Below are 18,500 nucleotides of genomic sequence, written 5' to 3'. Positions count from 1 at the left end.
AACTCCGTGTCTGGTACTGAATAGGCGCCAGTGTCGCGACGGAGTTCCCAGCTGTCATGGCTTTTTTGTCAAAAGCGCCCATAGGCAGAATCAATAGCGGAACTGCCCACCCTGGATCTGCGCGAGTAAATGCCCGGTCACCGGCACGTAGCAGTCGGACCCCGGCAGCCACGCGTACACCGGGTCATTGCCCGCCTTGTCCGGGTCGAACGCCTCCTCCTTGAGCCGCACTTTCTGATACTTGAAGGTGCCGGTGGTTTCCATCTTCACCTTGATCCGCAAGAACAGTGGCACCGCATAGTGCGGCAGTTGGCCATGGGCAAATTGCAGCAGCTCGCGCATGTCCAGTGAGGCCAGGGATTCGCTCGGGGTGATGGCGACCATGCCCGCGCGGCCATTGGTGTTTTCGATTTCGACCCCATAGGCCACTACCTCGGCGATCTGTGGGTGCTGCAGCAGGACGTTCTCGACCTCGGTGGTGGAGACGTTTTCGCCTTTCCAGCGATAGGTGTCGCCCAGGCGATCGACAAATTGCGCATGGCCGAAGCCGATGCTGCGCAACAAATCGCCGGTGTTGAAGTAGCGGTCGCCCTTTTCAAACACGTCGGTGAGGATCACCTTGCGGTTCTTTTCCGGGTCGGTGTAGCCGTCGAACGGCGATTTATCATCGATCCGCGCCAGCAACAGGCCTTGCCCGCCGGTTTGCACCTTGCGCATGAAGCCATCGGCGCCCCGGATCGGCTCACCGCTGTCGTGGGCGTAGTCCACCAGCGCCCAGTGTTGCAGGCAGAAGCCGATGGTGTTGTCGAAATTCAGCACGTTGGTAAAACCGATGTTGCCGTCGCTGGCCGCGTACAGCTCGCAGATATGCTCCACGCCGTAGCGCGCCTTGAACTGCGCCCACACGCCGGGGCGCAGGCCGTTGCCGACCATCTTGGTGACCTGGTTATCACGATCGAGCCCGCTGGGTGGCTGGTCGAGCAGGTAGCGGCACAACTCGCCCACGTAACCGAGGGTGGTGGCCTTGAACTTGCGCGCGTCATCCCAGAATTGACTGGCGCTGAACTTGCGGCGAATGGCAAAACCCGACGCGCCGATAATCGCCGAACCCCAGCACACGCACAGGCCGGTGGCGTGGTAGAGCGGCAATGTGCAATAGAGGACGTCTTGCGGGCCCATGTCCAGGGCGATGCTGCCGAAACTCACGGCGGTCTTGGTCCAGCGCCCGTGCTTCATGATGCCGGCCTTGGGCAGGCCGGTGGTGCCGGACGTGTAGATATAGAAGCATGGGTCGTTGAAGAAGATCTGTGCGGTGCTGGCGGGGTTGTCCTCCGCACACTCGGCGCTCGCGGCCAGCAGGTCGAGGTAGCCCTCGGGCACGGCGGCGGGTTGCTGGTCGGCGACAAACCAGGTACGCCGGGCCTCGATCTGCACCTGCTCACGTACTGCGTCATAGGCTGCTACCAGCTCAGCGCCCACCACCACCGCCACCGGGCTCACCAGATTCAGGCTGTGCACCAGCGCACCCTGGGTCTGCGCGGTATTGAGCATCGCACAGATGCCGCCGAGCTTGGCCACGGCCAGCACACTCAACAGCAGTTCCGGGCGGTTTTCGATAAACAGCGCCACCACATCGCCCTTGCCGATGCCCTCGGCCTGCAGGTGATGGGCGATACGGTTGGCGCGCTGGTTGGCTTCGCGGTAGCTGAGCACGCGGTCGCCATACAACAGCGCCGCGCCGTCGGGGTTGCGCAGGGTCGCTTGCTCGAAGTGCCAGCCCAGGCCGCAGGGTTGTTGGGGATCGGTGACGTTGGCGGCACGCATGCCGCGCACCACGCGTGGCAGGGCTCGAACGATGGCGGGCATCTTACGCAGCATCATGCCCCAGGTGATCATGTCGTTTTGCGGATGGCTCATGGAGGAACGTCCTTTTTCTTATTCTTCGTATGATCCAGAAACACCGACTCTCCCGTAGGCAGAAGGCCGAATGCATTGAAGGAAAATACGTCAGCCTCTCTTTGGCTGTACACGCGGGATTTGAAAAGTTTTGTATCCCGAGGGGCGCGTGCTGAAAAAAGGAATTTAGCCGCGTGCCGGCAGTCTTTATGGATAACGGCACGCGCAATTCGCCGGGTTGAGCAGCGCAAAATGCAGGATGCATGATGGCCATTCATGCAAATTGCACGAAAACGAAAAATCTAGATTTTTGTAAGCTACTGTTTTACAACGATATTTTTAAAATGCAGTAGCTGGCACAATCACTGCACCTATCACTCCATGCTTGCCAACTTGAGCCAACGGAGCTGATAGACATGAGCCTGATCCAAGATAAATTCGCTTCAGTATTTTCCAACTACGACGTCACCACCCAGCCACGTCCCGACGGCGGCATCCTGTTGACCCTGCGCAACAGCGAAGGCAAACAGGTCAAGCGTTCGATTTCCTACCAGCAGCTGCACACCGCCGATCAACTCACTTGGGTGATCAGCGCCATTCGCCGCGACCTGGCCGAACAAGCCAGTGAGTTGCCGCAAATCTCGATGCTGCAGAGCCAGAACCGTTTTGCCCTGCCGACTTACCATTCGGCCTGAGCAAGCAACCAAAAAAAGAGCCGCAATGCCGTTGAGCATTGCGGCCCTTTTTCATGGATTCAGCACAGACCTCGGCGCGCCGCCTCGTTCATCGCCTGCACGCGGTTGGTAACCTCCAACTTGCCGTAGATGTTGCGCAAGTGGAATTTCACCGTGGCTTCGGACGTATTGCGTATCTGGCTGATCTCCCAGACCGTCTTGCCTTCTCCTGCCCAGCGCAGGATCTCCAACTCGGTGGGGGTCAAGGGCTTGCCGGACAAGCTCAGCCGCCGCCTGACGGCATCGGGCACGCAGTACGGTGACGACTCCTCTGTGCCTATCATTAATTTCTCTCCCTTTTATTTGCGGACGCCCTGTCATCATTCGGATTCCTCCTATTGACAGGTGATATAAACATCGATTCCGCAGAGAGTTACATAACGAATGGTATTAAGGCGCAGGGCCCGCAACAAACAGCCGGGCCTTACAGGAATTTAAGTTTCTTCCCACAACAACTAACAACTCGTCGGGGTTGATGTTTGTAAATCGACGCAATCAGTCGTCCAATCCGGGGAAACGTCGGGCGATCTCATCTCCGGTGAACGCGGGTACCTGGCCTTGAGCGTTATTGAACAGCCGCAGCGTGACCAGATGCGGGTTCTCGCCAATATCAAACCAGTGTGCAATACCCGCCGGGATCACCAGCAGGTCATGCTTTTCGCAACGTATGGCGTACACATAGTCGCCAATGTGCAGGGTGTACAAGCCTTGGCCGGCGATAAAGAAGCGCGCTTCGTCGTCACTGTAACGGCGCTCATCGAGGAACTGCGCGCGCAGTGAGTCTTTTTGCGGGTGGTCGCCGGTGACGCTGAATACGTCCACGCGCTCGTAGCCCAGGGCGTCGATCTGCGCCTGGTACGCCGCGATCATTTGCGCGTCGCTGGCCCCCTGCTGGATGGGTGCGGGCTGCCAGCGCTCGAACCGCACACCGTGCTCGGCGAGGATCGCGGCGATGTCGTCGGCATGGGTGAGGACCTTGTTCGGGGTATCCGGTGAAGTGACGGGGTAGACGGCGACATAGCTCATTGAGGGTTTCCTTGGTTCTGCTCTTGCAATCGAAGACCGATGATAACGGCGGCGGCCAGGGCCGCGACGCTGGCGATGCTGAAAGTCAGGGTCGGCCCCAACAGGTTCCAACTGTAGCCGGAATACAGCGCGCCCAACGCGCCGCCGGTACCCGCCAGGGCGGCATACAGCGCCTGGCCCTGGCCTTGTTGTCTAGCGCCGAAGCTGCGTTGCACAAAGGCGATGGCCGCCGCGTGAAAGCTGCCAAAAGTCGCGGCGTGCATGACCTGCGCCAGCAACAGCACCCAGAAGTACTCGGCAAACGATCCCAGCAGCAACCAGCGCAGGGCCGCCAGCAGGAAACTGGCCAGCAGCACCCGGCGCAGCGAAAAACGCATGAGGATGCGGCCCATGCCGAGGAACATCAGCACCTCCGCCACCACTCCCAGCGCCCACAGCATGCCGATCGTGCCCCGGCTGTAGCCCAAGTGTTCCAGGTGCAGGGTGAGGAAGGTGTAGTACGGGCCGTGGCTCATTTGCATCAGCGCCACGCAGGCATAAAACGCCAGTACCCCAGGGCTGCGTAACTGCTTGAGGAACCCCTCCCCGGCCAGGCGATTGCCGTGGCTGGCCGGTTGCGCATTCGGCACCCACAGGCTGGCACCGATGATGCCGGCCATGATCACCACGACGACTACCGGGTAGATGTCCAGGCTCAGCCAGTCGAACAGGCGACCCATGATCACCACGGTGAGGATAAAACCGATGGAGCCCCACAGGCGGATCTGGCTGTAGCGCGAGGTCTGTTTTTGCAGGTGCGCCAGGGTGATGACTTCAAACTGCGGCAGCACCGCGTGCCAGAAGAACGCATGCAGTGCCATCACCAGGGCCAGCCAGGCGTAGGTGTGGCTGACGAAGATCAGCGAAAAGCTCGCCAACGTACACACCGCGCCAAAGCGCACGATGGCCAGGCGCCGACCGGTGTAGTCGCCGAGCCACCCCCACAGGTTGGGTGCCACGCAGCGCATCAGCATGGGGATGGCCACCAGCTCGCCGATGCGCGCGCTGGAGAACCCGAGATGATCGAAATACAGCGCCAGGAACGGCGCCGTCGCCCCGAGCAGGGCGAAGTAGAACAGGTAGAAGCTGGAGAGGCGCCAGTACGGGAGGGCTGGGGTCATTACCGGGGCTGCTTCGCCGCCCGGCAAGAACAAGCGCCCTCGCCACGGCAAGCTCGCTCACCCCTGCAGGCGGTCACAGCTGGCCCAGCACCGGGGTGGTCACCTGTACATCAGCGTTTTGCCCACGGTTGCGCAGCAGGTGGTCCATCAGCACGATGGCCATCATCGCCTCGGCAATCGGCGTGGCGCGAATACCGACGCATGGGTCGTGGCGGCCCTTGGTGATCACATCCACCGGGTTGCCGTGCACATCGATCGAACGGCCCGGCGTGGTGATGCTTGACGTGGCCTTGAGCGCCAGGTGCGCAACGATTGGCTGCCCGGAGGAAATCCCACCGAGGATGCCGCCGGCGTTGTTGCTGAGGAAACCTTGGGGAGTCAGCTCATCACGGTGCTCGGTGCCGCGCTGCGACACGCAGGCAAAACCGGCGCCGATTTCCACGCCTTTCACCGCGTTGATGCTCATCAACGCGTGGGCCAGCTCGGCGTCGAGGCGGTCGAAGATCGGCTCGCCCAGGCCCGGCTTGACGCCTTCGGCGACCACCGTGATCTTGGCGCCGACGGAATCCTGGTCGCGGCGCAACTGGTCCATGTAGGCCTCCAGCTCCGGCACCTTGTCCGGGTCGGGGCTGAAGAAGGCGTTGTCTTCGACGCTGTCCCAGGTCTTGAACGGAATCTCGATTGGGCCCAATTGGCTCATGTAGCCACGAATGACGATGCCCTGGGTTGCCAGGTATTTCTTCGCGATCGCGCCGGCGGCCACGCGCATGGCGGTTTCGCGGGCCGAGCTGCGGCCACCGCCACGGTAGTCGCGCTCGCCGTATTTGTGATGGTAGGTGTAGTCGGCGTGAGCCGGGCGGAACAGGTCCTTGATCGCCGAGTAGTCCTTGGACTTCTGGTCGGTGTTGCGAATCAGCAGGCCGATGGCGCAGCCGGTGGTGCGGCCTTCGAACACGCCGGAGAGGATCTCGACTTCGTCGGGCTCCTGGCGCTGGGTGGTGTGGCGGCTGGTGCCGGGCTTGCGGCGGTCGAGGTCACGCTGCAAGTCTTCCAGGGACAGCTCGAGGCCAGGCGGGCAGCCGTCGACAATGGCGACCAACGCCGGGCCATGGCTTTCGCCCGCGGTGGTGACAGTGAACAGCTTGCCGAAGGTATTGCCGGACATGCAGAGCGCTCCGTGAAATCAGTTGAATCAAGTCAACCGTAATAACTTAAGGCGGCCAGTATACGCAGGCTAACTCACTAGTTCATCCTCGAAACCTTACCGGTAGACGTTGGTCCAACCGGCACCTTCCCAATGATGGCGCGATGATGCTGCGAGTTCTGCTTTTGACCCTCACCCTGTTTTCCAGCCTTGGCTTCGCCGCCTCCCCTGTCGTCCTGCAACGGCCCATCAGCCTGGACACCGGCAGCGGCGAGCTGTTTGGCTCGCTCTTGTTGCCCAAATCCGACAAGCCCGTACCGGTGGTGTTGATCATCGCCGGCTCCGGTCCCACCGATCGCAACGGCAACAGTGCCGACGGCGCACGCAACGACAGCCTCAAGCGCCTGGCCTGGGTGCTGGCGCGGCACAACATCGCCAGCGTGCGCTACGACAAGCGCGGTGTGGCCGCGAGCCTGGCCGCCACCCCGGATGAACGCAACCTGACCCTGGATGCCTATGTCGCGGACGCCGTGGCCTGGGGCAAGCAGCTCAAGGCCGATGAACGCATGGGCCCGCTGATCCTGCTGGGCCACAGTGAAGGCGCATTGGTGGCTGCCCTGGCGGCACCGCAACTGGACCCGGCCGGGGTGATCTCGCTGTCGGGCAGCGCGCGGCCGGTCGACCAGGTGATCCGCCAGCAACTGGCCGACCACCTGCCCCCTGCCCTGTTGCTGCGCAGCAATGAAATCCTTGATCACCTCAAGGCCGGCCAGGTGGATGCCGATGTGCCTGGCCCGCTGGAGGGTATTTTCCGTCCCAGCGTGCAGCCGTATCTGATCAGCCTGTTCCGCGCCGACCCGTCGGCGGCCTTCGCCAAGCTGAACATGCCGGCGCTGATCATCCAGGGCACCAACGACATCCAGGTCGGCGTCGACGATGCCCGCCAACTGAAAAACGCCAAGCCCGACGCGCAATTGACGGTGATCGAAGGCATGAACCACGTCATGCGCATCGTGCCCAACGACGTAAAGCAGCAATTGGCCTCCTACAATGACCCGCAACTGCCGCTCGCCGCGGAGTTGGGCAGCCGCCTGGTGCGCTTTATCGACGGACTTCAACCCCGTTAAGCGACAATTTGCCTCCAGTCCTGCAGAAACCGGCCGATAAGCCCTGAGTCGACAGCAAAAAGACTGTCGACTCGCTGGGCTTGGACAGGATCGCGCCGCATGACAACCACTGAAGCAACACCGGAACCAATCGCCGACACCCCGGCTGACAAAACCGAGGCCGTCGACGCGGCGCCCCTGCCGTGGGCGGATGTTCAGGCTGAGCATTTCAAGATGCTGCGCCTGGCGCCGCTGGCCACCGACCGCGCCACAGGCGTGCGGCCATTGCGGTTCGTGCAGTTCGGCTATGCCGAGCGCCACGACAAACGCCACAGCCTGTTGCGCATGGTCATCCAGCTGCCGGGGCAGCGCGTGCGCCGTGAGCAGAACCATTTGGATATCTGGGTCGACCATGACACGCACCGCGTGCACTTCGGCCCGGGCAACAGCCTGGAAATCGAACCGGCCAACCGTGGCATCGGTCGCTTCCTGGTGGCCCAAGGCGCCGCCTGGGCGAAGAAGAAGTGGTCACACTACCGCGTCGACGGCGTCGACCTGGCCAACAAGGACGCCCTCAACGAATCCACGCGCCTGCGCCGCGATCACTTCCTGCGCATCCAGGGGTTTGATGTGGCTTACGCCGATGTGCAGCACCTCAAGGGCAACGTGCAGCCGGGCAAGGTCAGCGACGTGCTCGACAGCTGGAACACCGAGAAAGTGCAGTTCGTGGAAATTCTCGAAGCCGCGCAGATGCTGCAACAGGCCGAGCAGAACCTGGCGGAGCAGGAAGTGAAGCTGCGCAAGGAAGAAGAAAAGGTCACCAAGTTCAAGCGCGAAGACAGCGGATTGCGCTTCACGATTACTTGCCTGGTGGCGTTTACCGTGTTTCAGGCGGGGTTGCTGATCTGGATTGCCACACACCGGTAATTCAACTTGTAGGCGCCCGGCTTGCCGGCGATGGTGGCCTCAAGAGAGCCATCGCCGGCAAGCCGAGCCCCTAGACGGCGTGCTTCACACCCGAGCGGCAAAGACCGCTTGATGCTGGCGGCACTGCTCAGCCGTCAACATGAACACCCCGTGGCCACCGCGCTGGAACTCCAGCCAGGCGAAGTCCACTTCCGGATACAGCGCCTCGACGTGCACCTGGCTGTTGCCCACTTCGACAATCAACAAGCCCTTCTCGGTCAGGTGGTCTGCTGCTTCGGCCAGCATGCGCCGCACCAGGTTCAAGCCATCATCGCCACAGGCCAGGCCCAGCTCCGGTTCGTGCTGGTATTCGTCCGGCATGTCGGCGAAGTCTTCGGCATCCACATACGGCGGGTTCGACACGATCAGGTCGAAGCGCTGGCCCGGCAGGCCGTCGAAGCCGTCGCCCTGCACGGTGTAGACGCGCTCGTCGACACCATGGCGCTCGATGTTCTGGTTCGCCACCTCAAGCGCTTCGAAGGACAAGTCGCCCAGCACCACTTCGGCGTCCTGGAACTCGTAGGCACAGGCAATGCCGATGCAACCGGAGCCGGTGCACAGGTCGAGGATGCGCGCCGGTGGCTGGGCCAGCCAGGGTTCGAAGCGGTTTTCGATCAGTTCGCCAATCGGTGAACGCGGGATCAGCACGCGCTCGTCGACGATAAACGACATACCGCAGAACCAGGCCTCTTTCAGCAGGTAGGCGGTAGGCACGCGCTCGTGGATACGTCGATGCAGCAAGCGCTGCACGTGGGAGATTTCCTCTTCTTCCAGATTGCAATCCAGGTAGCTGTCGGCGATTTCCCACGGCAGGTGCAAGGCGCCGAGCACCAATTGCCGGGCTTCGTCCCAGGCGTTGTCGGTGCCATGGCCAAAAAACAGGTCTTCCCCATGGAAACGGCTGACAGCCCAACGGATGTGGTCGCGCAAGGTGCGCAGGCGGGAAGTGATCACGGGGGCAGACTCCTGGAAAAAACGACTGGCGATTCTAACAGCCTTCGCCTGTACCGACGATGTACGAAAACCCCAGGCCATACGTCGGATTTCATCCAAATTGCCATCATTCGGTTAAACAAGCCGCCCACTTGACATGGCTGCACGTCAACAACGGCGTACCTTACGATGGTAGCGATTCACAGAACCGCTCAGCCAGTGGACAATGTCACAAAAGCCCCCCTCACAGGAGCCCCCAGAATGTCCGTTCCAAAGACGATGTTTCAACTCAGCGGTCGTGGTTATGCGGCAGCCAACCTTGGCCATGCGACCCTCGTGATCATCGATGCCCAGAAGGAATACCTCAGCGGCCCGCTCGCCCTCTCGGGCATGGACGCGGCGGTCGCCAACATCCAGCAACTGGCCGCTGCCGCGCGCAACGCCGGGCGCCCGATCGTGCATGTGCGTCACCTGGGCACCGTTGGCGGCCTGTTCGACCCGCAAGGCGAGCGCGGCGAATTCATTCCCGGCCTGGAACCTGTCGGCGACGAGACCATCATCGGCAAATTGCTGCCCAGCGCGTTCCACGGCACTGGCCTGGAAAAACACCTGCAGGACCTTGGCTCGCTGGACCTGATCGTCTGCGGTTTCATGAGCCACTCCAGCGTCAGCACCACCGTGCGCGCCGCCAAGAACCTGGGCTTTCGCTGCACCCTGGTCGAAGACGCCTGTGCGACACGCGACCTGCCCTACAAGGGCGGCATCCTCAGCGCCGAGCACGTGCAACAGACCGAAATGGCCATCATGGCCGACAACTTCGCGACCCTCGCGTTGACCAAAGATCTGATCTGATCGACCCATGGGATGAGCGGCGCGGCGTGTTTTATGTCCCGCTCATCTGCAAATGCCTGTCATTTGCTGCAATTACCTCGGGTACAGGAACAACCTGTGTATCTTCCGGTCGAAGGGCCGATACCCTGGAGGAAAGGTCGGAATGAAGATATCCGATGGTTTTGATGCTCGTCGCTTGCGCCCCAAGGGCCCGAGCAACTGGCGTCTGCGCCTGGTGGCCGGCATTGCCGCGCTGCTGGCGATTGTTGGTGTGCTGCTGGCGGGTGCGGGTGCCGCTGGTTTATTCGGTCACTCGCCGGCCCTTGGCGAACTGAATGCCAGCCCCGGTGGCTCGGCGATCTTGGCGGTCATTGGCCTGCTGGTGCTGTGGCTGGGCGTCTGGCTGTGGCGTCGCAGCCGTCGGAAGATGCGTCAGCCGTTGTCGCTGAACATCGCTTCACACCTGATGAAAAAGCACGACTGATGGCGCTTGGATAGCGTTTCCTGCGCCCTGGCCGCCGCGATTTAGGTAAACTGCCCGCCCTTCGCGGAGGCTGACATGCAAGACGACGATTTTTCCCTGTTCAAAAACGAGCTGCGCGGCGTCAAGCCGATCAAGCACGACCGCGCCGACACCGGCAAACCCAAGGCCGACCGGGCGCAGATCGCCAAACTGCGCCAGGCTGCAACCGTGCGCACCGACGCCGCCACCGTGGATGGCCTGTCGGACCAGTTCGTGATCGACGTCGGCCCCGAAGACGAACTCATGTGGGCCCGCGACGGCGTGCAGGAAAGCCAGATGCGCAAGCTCAAGGCCGGCCAGATCCCGTTCGAAGGCAGCCTCGACCTGCACGGCATGACCGTGGAAAAAGCCCGGGAGACCCTGTGGGCCTTCCTCGCCGAAGCCACCAAATTTGAAATCCGCTGCGTGCGCGTCACCCACGGCAAGGCTGTGCGGCTGGACGGCAAGCGTCCGATGATCAAAAGCCACGTCAACACCTGGCTGCGCCAGCACACCCAGGTACTCGGCTTCACCTCCTGCCAGGCCCGCCACGGCGGCGCGGGGGCGGTGTATGTGATGCTCAAGCGCACCATGATGGAAGGGCGTGACGAGTAACAAGTGCCATCGTCAGGCTTGCAGCGATGTGCCCGCCACCGTAACCTTGCGCTTTGCGAAAATCCCACAGGTAGTTTCATGTCCCTGGAACAGAATTACACCGCGATCCTCGGCCAACTCGGCGAGGACGTTTCCCGCGAGGGCCTGCTCGACACGCCAAAGCGTGCCGCCAAGGCGATGCAGTATCTTTGCCGCGGCTATGAACAGACCCTGGAAGAAGTCACCAACGGTGCCTTGTTCAGCTCTGACAACAGCGAAATGGTGCTGGTCAAGGACATCGAGTTGTATTCGTTGTGCGAACACCACCTGCTGCCGTTTATCGGCAAGGCGCACGTTGCCTACATCCCGAGCGGCAAAGTGCTGGGCCTGTCTAAGGTCGCGCGGATTGTCGACATGTATGCGCGCCGCCTGCAGATCCAGGAAAACCTCAGTCGCCAGATCGCCGATGCGGTGATGCAAGTGACGGGTGCCCTGGGCGTGGCCGTCGTGATCGAGGCCAAGCACATGTGCATGATGATGCGCGGTGTCGAGAAACAGAATTCCTCGATGATCACCTCGGTGATGCTGGGTGAGTTCCGCGAAAACGCGGCCACCCGCAGCGAATTCCTCAGCCTGATCAAGTAATCGTCTGAGTAGGAAAAAACCGGCGTTCATCGCCGGTTTTTTTTCGCCTGCAGAAATCAGGTAAGCTGCGGCCCCTTCTTCATGGGCAAGAGGTTTCAGCCATGTTCGTCAAAGCACTTCGAGTGGGCCTCGGCCACGTCATCATCGCGGGCGACTTCCTTACCCGTCCGCGTAAAAAGCAGCGCCCCGCCGAACAACAGGCACAGGTCAACGAAGCGGCCAAGGGCCTGACCCTGTATCAATTCCACGCCTGCCCGTTCTGTGTGAAGACTCGCCGCACCCTGCACCGCCTGAATGTGCCGGTGGCGCTCAAGGATGCGAAAAACAACGAGCAGGACCGCCAGACCCTGCTGGAGCAAGGTGGCAAGATCAAAGTGCCGTGCCTGCGCATCGAAGAAAACGGCCAGACCACCTGGATGTATGACTCCAAGGTCATCATCGACTACCTGGACAAGCGCTTCGCCGCGGTCTGACAAACACTGAAGATCGAACGTGGGAGCGGGCTTGCTCGCGAAAGCGGCGGATCAGTCAATTAATCTATCGACTGACACCGCGCATTCGCGAGCAAGCCCGCTCTCACATTGAGTTCAGATTACCAAGTCAACATTCAGCAGCGCCGAGCCCAGGCATTTGCCATGGGCATCCAGCGCCAGGGAGCGGGTCACGCCACCGCGCAAAATCCCCGGCAACACGAAGTTCAGCGCCTGGACACTGGGCAATTCATAACGCCGCACCGGCGCAGCACCCGGTTCCAGCAGGCCGGCAAAGAACTCGGTCACGCGTTCGGCCGTGAGCTGTTCACACAGCAACGGGTAATCCTCGGCGCGATAGGCAATGATCGAGATGTTCGAGGTGTCGCCCTTGTCCCCGGTCCGGGAGTGGGCCAGCGTGTGCAGTTTCATGCTTCGATCCTCGGGTTGACCGCGCCTCGCGGTAGCAGCAATGACGCCACCGCCACCACCTGGCGCACGCTTTTACTGGCACCGCCGCCGCCGGAGGGGCCGTTGGTGTAGAGGGTTTCCACTTCATTGCCGATCCGTACCGCTTCGCCACGCTCATCGCATCGGGCCGCGACGCGCAAGCGCACTTCCCAAGGCTCGACACTGCTGCGCGGGCCGTGGAGCGAGTCCATGCCGATCAGCTCGGCGCGCACGTCCTGCATCTTCACGCCGGTTAACGCCAGGCGCTTGAGTACGACATCCCGCGCCAATTGAGCCCGTGCGACGGCGCCGGGGCCGCCGTAGGACATCTGCCCTTCGCCGATCCAGCCATCCAGATAGCCCACGCTGACCTTCAACTGTTCAGGTCGCGCGCGACCCCCGGCGCCCTGGGCGCGCACACGATCAACCGCTTCCTCGACAAAACCCACCTGGGAAAAATCCGCGGTCACATCAGGCGTCAAATACGCCGCGGGATCATGCACTTCATAAATCAGTTGCTCGGTGCAGGTCGCACGGCTGACCCGTCCACCTGTGCCTGCAACCTTGGTGATCAGCGCTTCGCCCTCGGCATCGATCTCGGCCAAGGGGAATCCCAGGCGCGCAAGGTCATCCACATCCTTGAAACCCGGGTCGGCAAAATAGCCGCCACTGACTTGCCCGGCGCATTCGAGCAAATGTCCAACTAAAGTGCCGCGACCCAAGCGCTGCCAGTCATCCGCGGCCCAGCCGAACTCGAACATCTGCGGCGCGAGGAACAGCGACGGGTCGGCGACACGTCCGGTAATCACCACATCGGCGTCGGCGCGCAGGGCTTCAAGGATGCCCTCCACGCCCAGGTAAGCATTGGCGGAAATCAGCCGTTCGCCGAGTGAAGCGACGGTCTGGCCGTTATCCAGCACTTGCTCGGGCTGCAACGCAGCCAAGACATCGTCGCCCACCACCGCGACCACCTTGAGGCGCAGGCCCAGCTCGCTGGCGATGCGCCGCACTTCAATCGCCGCCGACACCGGGTTGGCCGCGCCCATGTTGGTGATTACCCGCAGGCGGCGACGCCCGGCGCCCTCCCCCACAAACGGCAACACGCGGCGCATGCGCTCACTGAGCAGCGGGTCATAGCCGCCGTCGGGATCCGTGATCCGCGCCTGTTGCGCCAGGGCAATCGTGCGTTCGGCCAGGCATTCGAAGACCAGGTAATCCAGATCGCCCTGTTCAGCCAGTTCCACGGCGGGTTCGATACGGTCGCCGGAATAGCCGGCACCGGAACCGATGCGCAAGGTTTTCATCTCAAATCACTCCCAGGAGCAACGCGGTCAGGGTCATCAACACCGACGCGGCAAACAGAAAAGGGATGGTGAAGCGCTGGTGATCGGCCAATTCGATCTTGCACAGGCCCACCAACAGGAAAGTCGCGGGGGTCAGCGGGCTGACCGGGAAACCGGTGGTGTGCACGCCCAGCAGCGAGGCCTGCGCCACCTGCAACGGGTCGACACCGAGGGCCTTGCCGACTTCGGCGATCACCGGCATCACGCCGAAATAATACGAATCGGGGTCGAACAGCATGCTCAACGGCATGGAAATAAAGCCCACCACCGCCGGGATCAACTTGCCGTGGCCGGCCGGAATCTGCGCCACCGCCACTTCGGCGATCGCCTTGAGCATGCCGGTGCCTTGCATGATGCCGGTGAACACCCCGGCGGCGAGCAGGATACTGGCCATGGTCAGCGCGGTTTTCGCATGGGCATCGATGCGGGCGCGCTGGGCGTCCACATTCGGGTAGTTGATGCACAGGGCCACCACGGTGCCGAGCATGAACATCACCACCGGGTCGACCCAGCCGGCGATCATCACCACCATCACCAACACAGTCAGCACCAGGTTGACCCAGAACAGCCGAGGGCGGCGCAGCTGGATGTCGGCGTCGCTGAGCACCCGTTGCGGCACGGCGTCCACGCTGGAACCGGCGCCCAGGCCCAGGCGTTTTTCCTCGCGGCGGCCGAGCCACCAGGCACAGGCGAAGACGAAGACCAGGCCGACGATCTGCACCGGGATCAGCGGCTGGAACAGATCCGCCACCGGCACATGCAGTGCCGCCGAAGAGCGCAGCACCGGGCCGGTCCATGGCAGGAAGTTGACCCCCGCGGCCATCGCGCAGACACAGGCAAGGATACGTTTATCAATGCCCAGCCGCGTATACAGCGGCAGCATCGCCGGCACTGTCACCAGGAAGGTCACCGCGCCGGAACCGTCGAGGTGCACCAACAGGGCCAGGGTCGCGGTACCGACGACAATCCTTGTAGGACGCGTCCCTACCGTGCGCAGGATGCGATCAATGATGGGGTCGAGCATGCCGGCATCGGTCATGATCCCGAAAAACAGGATCGCGAACACAAACATGCCCACCACGGGGGCAACGTTCTTGATACCGGTAATGATGAAGGCGCTGGTTTGCAGGCCGAACCCACCGAGCAACGCGGCGATGATCGGCAAGGCGATCAGGGCCACCAGCGGCGAGAGGCGTTTGCTCATGACGGCAGCGAGCAGGCACAGGATGGTGATGACACCCAGGGTAGCGAGCATGGGTTACTCCAGAGCGGCCTTTGCGGCCGGTTATTGTTTTCCCCCGAGTATTGGAATCACGTTACCCTTTGTAAATTGGAATGTTCAGCGAGTCATGTTCGTAAAAACAAAACGCTCGAGAAAAACAACAATGAAAAATTCGATCCAGCATATCCAGGCGTTCCTCGCGGTGGCCCGTACCGGGAGTTTCACCAAGGCGGCCAACGAACTGCACCTGTCACCTTCTGCGCTGACCGTGCAAGTCCAGCAATTGGAGGATTGGCTGGGCGTAGCCCTGCTCGACCGCAGCCCGCGCCATGTGAGCATCACGGCCGCCGGCCAGGACGCGCGCGGGCCCATGGAAAAACTGCTGCTGGACCTGGACAACATTGTCACCGGTTCCCGCGACCTGGCCGCCTTGCGTCGCGGCGTCGTCACCATCGCCGCCCTGCCCTCGGTCTGCGCCGGCACCCTGCCCCCCGCCTTGCGCCTGTTTCGTGAACGCTTTGGCGGCATCGAAGTGCGCCTGCACGACCTGGTGGCCCATCGCATTCATGCCCAGGTACGTGCAGGCGAGGTCGATTTCGGCATTGGTGTACGCGCACGGCTCAGTCACGGCCTGGCGTTTGTGCCGGTGCTGAATGATCGACTGTGCGCCTTCGTGCCGCTGGATCATCCCCTCACCCGCCATCGCCAGCTGACGCTGGAGCAACTGGCGGACCAGCCGATCATCCTCACCGGGCGTGACAGCAGTGTGCGGGAGCAAGTGGATGCGTTGTTTGATGAGACGCAGCTGACGATGAACGCAGGCATGGAGGCCAATTATATGTCGACGGTCCTTGCCCTGGTGCGCCAGGGGCTGGGCATCAGTGTGCTGCCGGAGTCGGCGGCGGACAGTTTGGCAGGCTTGAAGCGCATCAACATCGATCATCCCGGCGTGAACCGGGAGATCGGGCTGATCAGCCGCAGCGGCATGAGCCTGAGCCCGGCGGCGCAGCGCTGTTTTGACCTGCTCAAGGCCCAGATGCCCTCCTTGTAGGAGCCCGGCTTGCCGGGCGCCCACAGATTGAGGGCGTTCAGTCGAGCATCGCGACGTGCTTGGGGTGGCTGGCCACACGCGCCAACCACGCCTGCACGCCCGGGTACGCATCCAGGTCAAAACCACCTTCCCGGGCCACGTGGGTATAGGCATACAAGGCCACGTCCGCGATGGAGAACTGGTCGCCCACCAGGTACGGCGTCAGTTGCAGCTGGCGCTCCATGACCTTGAGGGCTTTGTAACCGCCCTTGTGCAGCTTCTTGTATTCCTCGAGGCGCTCCTGCGGCAACCCCAGGTAAAACTGGATAAACCGCGCCACCGCGATGTACGGCTCGTGGCTGTACTGTTCGAAGAACTGCCACTGCAACACCTGCGTGCGCAGGCGCGGCTCGGTGGGCAGGAATTCGCTGCCGTCGGCGAGGAAATTCAGGATCGCGTTGGATTCCCACAGGCAGGTGCCGTCTTCGAGCTCCAGCACCGGGATCTTGCCGTTGGGGTTCTTTGCCAGGAATTCGGCGGTCTGCGTGTCACCCCTGAGGATGTCCACATCCACCCATTGGTACGGGATGCCCAGCAGGTTGAGCATCAATTTGACCTTGTAGCAGTTGCCCGACTTGTAATCGCCATAAACCTTGTACATGGGGCTCCCCTTATGCCGCTTGCGCGTGCTGTGCTTGACGGACCACTGCGGCCAGGCGCTTGAGACCTTCGTCCAGACGGGACGGGTCGATATGGCTGAAATTGAGTCGCAGTGAGCCCAGGTGCTGGTCCGGCTCGGAAAAGAACGGTTCACCGGGCATGAACGCGACGTCCTGATCGAGCGCAGGAGCCAACAAGGTGCGGGTGTCGAGCGGCTGTTTCAAGGTCAGCCAGAAGAATAATCCACCCTGGGGCACTTGCCAGTCGGCCAACTCGCCGAAGTGACGCAGCAATGCCGCCTGGAAGGCATCGCGGCGCTCGCGGTAAAAGCTGCGCAATTGCACCAGGTGCTGCTGGTATTTCTGCGTGCCGATCCACTGCATCGCCTGCCACTGGCCGACACGGTTGGTGTGCAGGTCCGCCGACTGCTTGAGCTTGAGCAAGTGCGGGAACAGGTCCGGGCTGGCGATCAGGTAACCGACGCGCAGTCCCGGCAGCAAGGTTTTGGAAACCGTGCCGGTGTAGATCCAGCTGGCTTTGTTCAGGCGGCCGACGATGGGCTTGGCGCTGCCACCGTCGAAGGTCAGCTCGCGGTAGGGTTCGTCTTCGATCAGGGTGACGCCGAATTCATCGAGCAACGCGGCGACAGCCTCGCGCTTGGCCTCGCTGTAGCGCACGGCGGACGGGTTCTGGAACGTCGGAATCAGGTAGATGAACGCCGGGCGATGGCGTTCAAGGTTGGCGCGCAAGCTGGCCAGGTCGGGGCCGTCTGCTTCCAGCTGCACGGTGAGGCAATCGGCGCCGAACAGTTGGAAGATCTGCAATGCGGCCAGGTAGGTCGGGCCTTCCAACAGGATTTTCGTGCCCTTGTCGATATACAACTTCGCCGCCAGATCGAGGGTTTGCTGTGAGCCGCTGACCACCAATACCTGGCTCGCCTGGCACGGCACCCCCAGGGCGCGCGCCTCGGCCGCCAGCAACTCACGCAATTGCGGCTCGCCCTCGCTCATGCCGTATTGGCCGATGTTCAGCGGCATGCCCTCCCACTGCAAGGCCGGCAACATGGCCTCGGCCGGCAGGCCACCGGCGAACGACATCACTTGCGGGCGCTGGGCTGCCGCGAGGATTTCACGGATCAAGGAGCTTTTGAGGCGCGTAACACGTTCAGAGAAGGCCATAAGGTCACCGGTAGCAAAGCCTGTGGGAAATACGTCAAACTGGTTGACCGAAATTACGACAGCTTGAATGGATACGTCAACATGCTTGACCTTAAAAACCAGGGCAGCCAGCAAGAGGCGATGCAAGCGTTCTTCTTCGGCTACCAGGCGTTCACTGCCAAAGCCGATGAGATGCTCGAACGTCGCGGCCTGAGCCGGGTGCACCAGCGCATCGTTTTTTTTATCGCGCGCTACCCGACCTTGAGCGTGAAGGAGTTGCTGGAACTGCTCGGCGTGAGCAAGCAGGCGCTGAACATGCCGTTGCGCCAATTGCAGGAGATGCACCTGGTCAACAGCGTTGCGGCGCAGACCGACAAGCGCAAACGCCTGCTGGAACTGACGGAGGATGGTATGCGGTTCGAGCAATCACTGCGGCGTGAGCAGGTGAAGCTGTTGCAACGCGCGTTCAGTGAAGCCGGGGAGGAAGCCGTGGCGGGCTGGTTGGCAGTGAATCAGGCCCTTGCCGGGCAGCCTTGATTGCTTTGCAGGTGTGATTGTGGCTGTGGCTGGACTTTTGGCAACAGCTGGATCTGGGGCTGTGGCAAGGGCTTGTGGCAACAACTGGATCTGT

At 61.9% G+C, this 18,500-nt stretch carries 21 protein-coding genes; 10 read left to right on the top strand and 11 right to left on the bottom strand.

Translation table 11 applies throughout. The annotated features are described in order from the left end of the window. Positions 1-90: 90 nt before the first annotated feature. Positions 91-1,917 (bottom strand): long-chain-acyl-CoA synthetase, encoded by a 1,827-nt coding sequence (locus NTD80_RS02855; protein WP_262132069.1) that lies wholly within the window; start codon positions 1,915-1,917, stop codon positions 91-93. 395 nt (positions 1,918-2,312) lie between these two features. Here NTD80_RS02855 and NTD80_RS02850 point away from each other — a divergent pair, with 395 nt between their 5' ends. After that, on the top strand, positions 2,313-2,591 hold the full coding sequence (locus NTD80_RS02850; protein ID WP_003172952.1) for a DUF3509 domain-containing protein: 279 nt from the start codon (positions 2,313-2,315) through the stop codon (positions 2,589-2,591). Positions 2,592-2,650: 59 nt separating this feature from the next. Here NTD80_RS02850 and NTD80_RS02845 read toward each other — a convergent pair whose 3' ends face one another. From NTD80_RS02845 to aroC, 4 genes are all read right to left on the bottom strand, one after another. Beyond that, positions 2,651-2,914 (bottom strand): response regulator transcription factor, encoded by a 264-nt coding sequence (locus NTD80_RS02845; protein ID WP_262132068.1) that lies wholly within the window; start codon positions 2,912-2,914, stop codon positions 2,651-2,653. A 211-nt stretch (positions 2,915-3,125) separates the two neighbouring features. Beyond that, entirely contained in the window at positions 3,126-3,656 is a 531-nt protein-coding gene (locus tag NTD80_RS02840) for a 1,2-dihydroxy-3-keto-5-methylthiopentene dioxygenase (protein WP_262132067.1), read from the bottom strand. Next, the gene (locus tag NTD80_RS02835) at positions 3,653-4,816 is read right to left on the bottom strand and encodes an MFS transporter (protein ID WP_262132066.1); all 1,164 of its coding nucleotides are present in this window, start codon (positions 4,814-4,816) and stop codon (positions 3,653-3,655) included. Before NTD80_RS02835 ends, NTD80_RS02840 begins: the two co-directional genes overlap by 4 nt. A gap of 73 nt (positions 4,817-4,889) precedes the next feature. Next, on the bottom strand, positions 4,890-5,981 hold the full coding sequence (gene aroC / locus NTD80_RS02830) for a chorismate synthase (RefSeq protein ID WP_262132065.1): 1,092 nt from the start codon (positions 5,979-5,981) through the stop codon (positions 4,890-4,892). A 143-nt stretch (positions 5,982-6,124) separates the two neighbouring features. On the opposite strand from aroC, the gene NTD80_RS02825 reads away from it, so the two are divergent. After that, positions 6,125-7,087, top strand: a complete 963-nt coding sequence (locus NTD80_RS02825; protein ID WP_065903365.1) for an alpha/beta hydrolase — start codon at positions 6,125-6,127, stop codon at positions 7,085-7,087. Positions 7,088-7,186: 99 nt separating this feature from the next. Beyond that, on the top strand, positions 7,187-7,993 hold the full coding sequence (locus NTD80_RS02820; protein ID WP_262132063.1) for a hypothetical protein: 807 nt from the start codon (positions 7,187-7,189) through the stop codon (positions 7,991-7,993). Between the two features lie 84 nt (positions 7,994-8,077). Here the strand turns inward: NTD80_RS02820 and prmB are convergent, their stop codons facing one another. Beyond that, a complete protein-coding gene (gene prmB / locus NTD80_RS02815) occupies positions 8,078-8,986 on the bottom strand; it encodes a 50S ribosomal protein L3 N(5)-glutamine methyltransferase (RefSeq protein ID WP_065903369.1) in 909 nt (302 codons plus the stop codon). Between the two features lie 240 nt (positions 8,987-9,226). Between prmB and NTD80_RS02810 the strand changes: the two genes are divergently transcribed. The 5 genes from NTD80_RS02810 to NTD80_RS02790 all read left to right on the top strand — a co-directional run bounded on the left by NTD80_RS02810 (position 9,227) and on the right by NTD80_RS02790 (position 12,010). Next, positions 9,227-9,817, top strand: coding sequence for a cysteine hydrolase family protein (locus NTD80_RS02810; protein WP_065903371.1), 591 nt, complete (start codon positions 9,227-9,229; stop codon positions 9,815-9,817). Between the two features lie 142 nt (positions 9,818-9,959). Then, entirely contained in the window at positions 9,960-10,280 is a 321-nt protein-coding gene (locus NTD80_RS02805) for a hypothetical protein (protein ID WP_065903373.1), read from the top strand. Between the two features lie 75 nt (positions 10,281-10,355). Further along, positions 10,356-10,913 (top strand): Smr/MutS family protein, encoded by a 558-nt coding sequence (locus NTD80_RS02800; RefSeq protein ID WP_262132062.1) that lies wholly within the window; start codon positions 10,356-10,358, stop codon positions 10,911-10,913. A gap of 78 nt (positions 10,914-10,991) precedes the next feature. After that, positions 10,992-11,537 (top strand): GTP cyclohydrolase I FolE, encoded by a 546-nt coding sequence (folE, locus tag NTD80_RS02795; protein WP_003442011.1) that lies wholly within the window; start codon positions 10,992-10,994, stop codon positions 11,535-11,537. 101 nt (positions 11,538-11,638) lie between these two features. After that, positions 11,639-12,010 carry a glutathione S-transferase N-terminal domain-containing protein gene (locus NTD80_RS02790; protein ID WP_065903382.1) on the top strand — a complete coding sequence of 124 codons (372 nt, stop codon included), beginning with the start codon at positions 11,639-11,641 and terminating at the stop codon, positions 12,008-12,010. A gap of 114 nt (positions 12,011-12,124) precedes the next feature. Here the strand turns inward: NTD80_RS02790 and NTD80_RS02785 are convergent, their stop codons facing one another. From NTD80_RS02785 to NTD80_RS02775, 3 genes are read right to left on the bottom strand one after another with little or no spacing between them, the layout of a single operon-like run. Next, positions 12,125-12,439, bottom strand: coding sequence for a hypothetical protein (locus tag NTD80_RS02785; protein ID WP_262132061.1), 315 nt, complete (start codon positions 12,437-12,439; stop codon positions 12,125-12,127). Then, entirely contained in the window at positions 12,436-13,761 is a 1,326-nt protein-coding gene (locus tag NTD80_RS02780) for an acyclic terpene utilization AtuA family protein (protein ID WP_262132060.1), read from the bottom strand. Before NTD80_RS02780 ends, NTD80_RS02785 begins: the two co-directional genes overlap by 4 nt. Before the next feature lies 1 nt (position 13,762). After that, the gene (locus NTD80_RS02775) at positions 13,763-15,055 is read right to left on the bottom strand and encodes a CitMHS family transporter (RefSeq protein ID WP_262132059.1); all 1,293 of its coding nucleotides are present in this window, start codon (positions 15,053-15,055) and stop codon (positions 13,763-13,765) included. 130 nt (positions 15,056-15,185) lie between these two features. On the opposite strand from NTD80_RS02775, the gene NTD80_RS02770 reads away from it, so the two are divergent. Continuing rightward, positions 15,186-16,073: a LysR family transcriptional regulator gene (locus NTD80_RS02770; protein WP_065903398.1), complete on the top strand. Its 888-nt coding sequence runs from the start codon at positions 15,186-15,188 to the stop codon at positions 16,071-16,073. A gap of 37 nt (positions 16,074-16,110) precedes the next feature. Here NTD80_RS02770 and NTD80_RS02765 read toward each other — a convergent pair whose 3' ends face one another. Together NTD80_RS02765 and NTD80_RS02760 are read right to left on the bottom strand one after the other, a co-directional pair. Then, complete coding sequence (locus NTD80_RS02765) at positions 16,111-16,713, bottom strand: glutathione S-transferase family protein (RefSeq protein WP_106803062.1); 603 nt, start codon at positions 16,711-16,713, stop codon at positions 16,111-16,113. 10 nt (positions 16,714-16,723) lie between these two features. Next, positions 16,724-17,890 (bottom strand): PLP-dependent aminotransferase family protein, encoded by a 1,167-nt coding sequence (locus NTD80_RS02760; protein WP_120449298.1) that lies wholly within the window; start codon positions 17,888-17,890, stop codon positions 16,724-16,726. An 81-nt stretch (positions 17,891-17,971) separates the two neighbouring features. Here NTD80_RS02760 and NTD80_RS02755 point away from each other — a divergent pair, with 81 nt between their 5' ends. Then, on the top strand, positions 17,972-18,406 hold the full coding sequence (locus tag NTD80_RS02755) for a MarR family winged helix-turn-helix transcriptional regulator (protein WP_262132057.1): 435 nt from the start codon (positions 17,972-17,974) through the stop codon (positions 18,404-18,406). Positions 18,407-18,500 lie beyond the last annotated feature (94 nt).

Origin of the sequence: Pseudomonas sp. 13B_2.1_Bac1 (genome assembly GCF_025466155.1) — a bacterium.
Classification (GTDB): domain Bacteria; phylum Pseudomonadota; class Gammaproteobacteria; order Pseudomonadales; family Pseudomonadaceae; genus Aquipseudomonas; species Aquipseudomonas aylmerensis.
This window is presented reverse-complemented; position numbering and strand designations above follow the sequence as displayed.

Bases quoted from the DNA above. Each gene is read 5' to 3' on its own strand.
- NTD80_RS02855 (WP_262132069.1), bottom strand. From the start codon at position 1,917: ATGAGCCATCCGCAAAACGACATGATCACCTGGGGCATGATGCTGCGT.
- NTD80_RS02850 (WP_003172952.1), top strand. From the start codon at position 2,313: ATGAGCCTGATCCAAGATAAATTCGCTTCAGTATTTTCCAACTACGAC.
- NTD80_RS02845 (WP_262132068.1), bottom strand. From the start codon at position 2,914: ATGATAGGCACAGAGGAGTCGTCACCGTACTGCGTGCCCGATGCCGTC.
- NTD80_RS02840 (WP_262132067.1), bottom strand. From the start codon at position 3,656: ATGAGCTATGTCGCCGTCTACCCCGTCACTTCACCGGATACCCCGAAC.
- NTD80_RS02835 (WP_262132066.1), bottom strand. From the start codon at position 4,816: ATGACCCCAGCCCTCCCGTACTGGCGCCTCTCCAGCTTCTACCTGTTC.
- aroC (WP_262132065.1), bottom strand. From the start codon at position 5,981: ATGTCCGGCAATACCTTCGGCAAGCTGTTCACTGTCACCACCGCGGGC.
- NTD80_RS02825 (WP_065903365.1), top strand. From the start codon at position 6,125: ATGATGCTGCGAGTTCTGCTTTTGACCCTCACCCTGTTTTCCAGCCTT.
- NTD80_RS02820 (WP_262132063.1), top strand. From the start codon at position 7,187: ATGACAACCACTGAAGCAACACCGGAACCAATCGCCGACACCCCGGCT.
- NTD80_RS02810 (WP_065903371.1), top strand. From the start codon at position 9,227: ATGTCCGTTCCAAAGACGATGTTTCAACTCAGCGGTCGTGGTTATGCG.
- NTD80_RS02805 (WP_065903373.1), top strand. From the start codon at position 9,960: ATGAAGATATCCGATGGTTTTGATGCTCGTCGCTTGCGCCCCAAGGGC.
- NTD80_RS02800 (WP_262132062.1), top strand. From the start codon at position 10,356: ATGCAAGACGACGATTTTTCCCTGTTCAAAAACGAGCTGCGCGGCGTC.
- folE (WP_003442011.1), top strand. From the start codon at position 10,992: ATGTCCCTGGAACAGAATTACACCGCGATCCTCGGCCAACTCGGCGAG.
- NTD80_RS02790 (WP_065903382.1), top strand. From the start codon at position 11,639: ATGTTCGTCAAAGCACTTCGAGTGGGCCTCGGCCACGTCATCATCGCG.
- NTD80_RS02785 (WP_262132061.1), bottom strand. From the start codon at position 12,439: ATGAAACTGCACACGCTGGCCCACTCCCGGACCGGGGACAAGGGCGAC.
- NTD80_RS02780 (WP_262132060.1), bottom strand. From the start codon at position 13,761: ATGAAAACCTTGCGCATCGGTTCCGGTGCCGGCTATTCCGGCGACCGT.
- NTD80_RS02775 (WP_262132059.1), bottom strand. From the start codon at position 15,055: ATGCTCGCTACCCTGGGTGTCATCACCATCCTGTGCCTGCTCGCTGCC.
- NTD80_RS02770 (WP_065903398.1), top strand. From the start codon at position 15,186: ATGAAAAATTCGATCCAGCATATCCAGGCGTTCCTCGCGGTGGCCCGT.
- NTD80_RS02765 (WP_106803062.1), bottom strand. From the start codon at position 16,713: ATGTACAAGGTTTATGGCGATTACAAGTCGGGCAACTGCTACAAGGTC.
- NTD80_RS02760 (WP_120449298.1), bottom strand. From the start codon at position 17,890: ATGGCCTTCTCTGAACGTGTTACGCGCCTCAAAAGCTCCTTGATCCGT.
- NTD80_RS02755 (WP_262132057.1), top strand. From the start codon at position 17,972: ATGCTTGACCTTAAAAACCAGGGCAGCCAGCAAGAGGCGATGCAAGCG.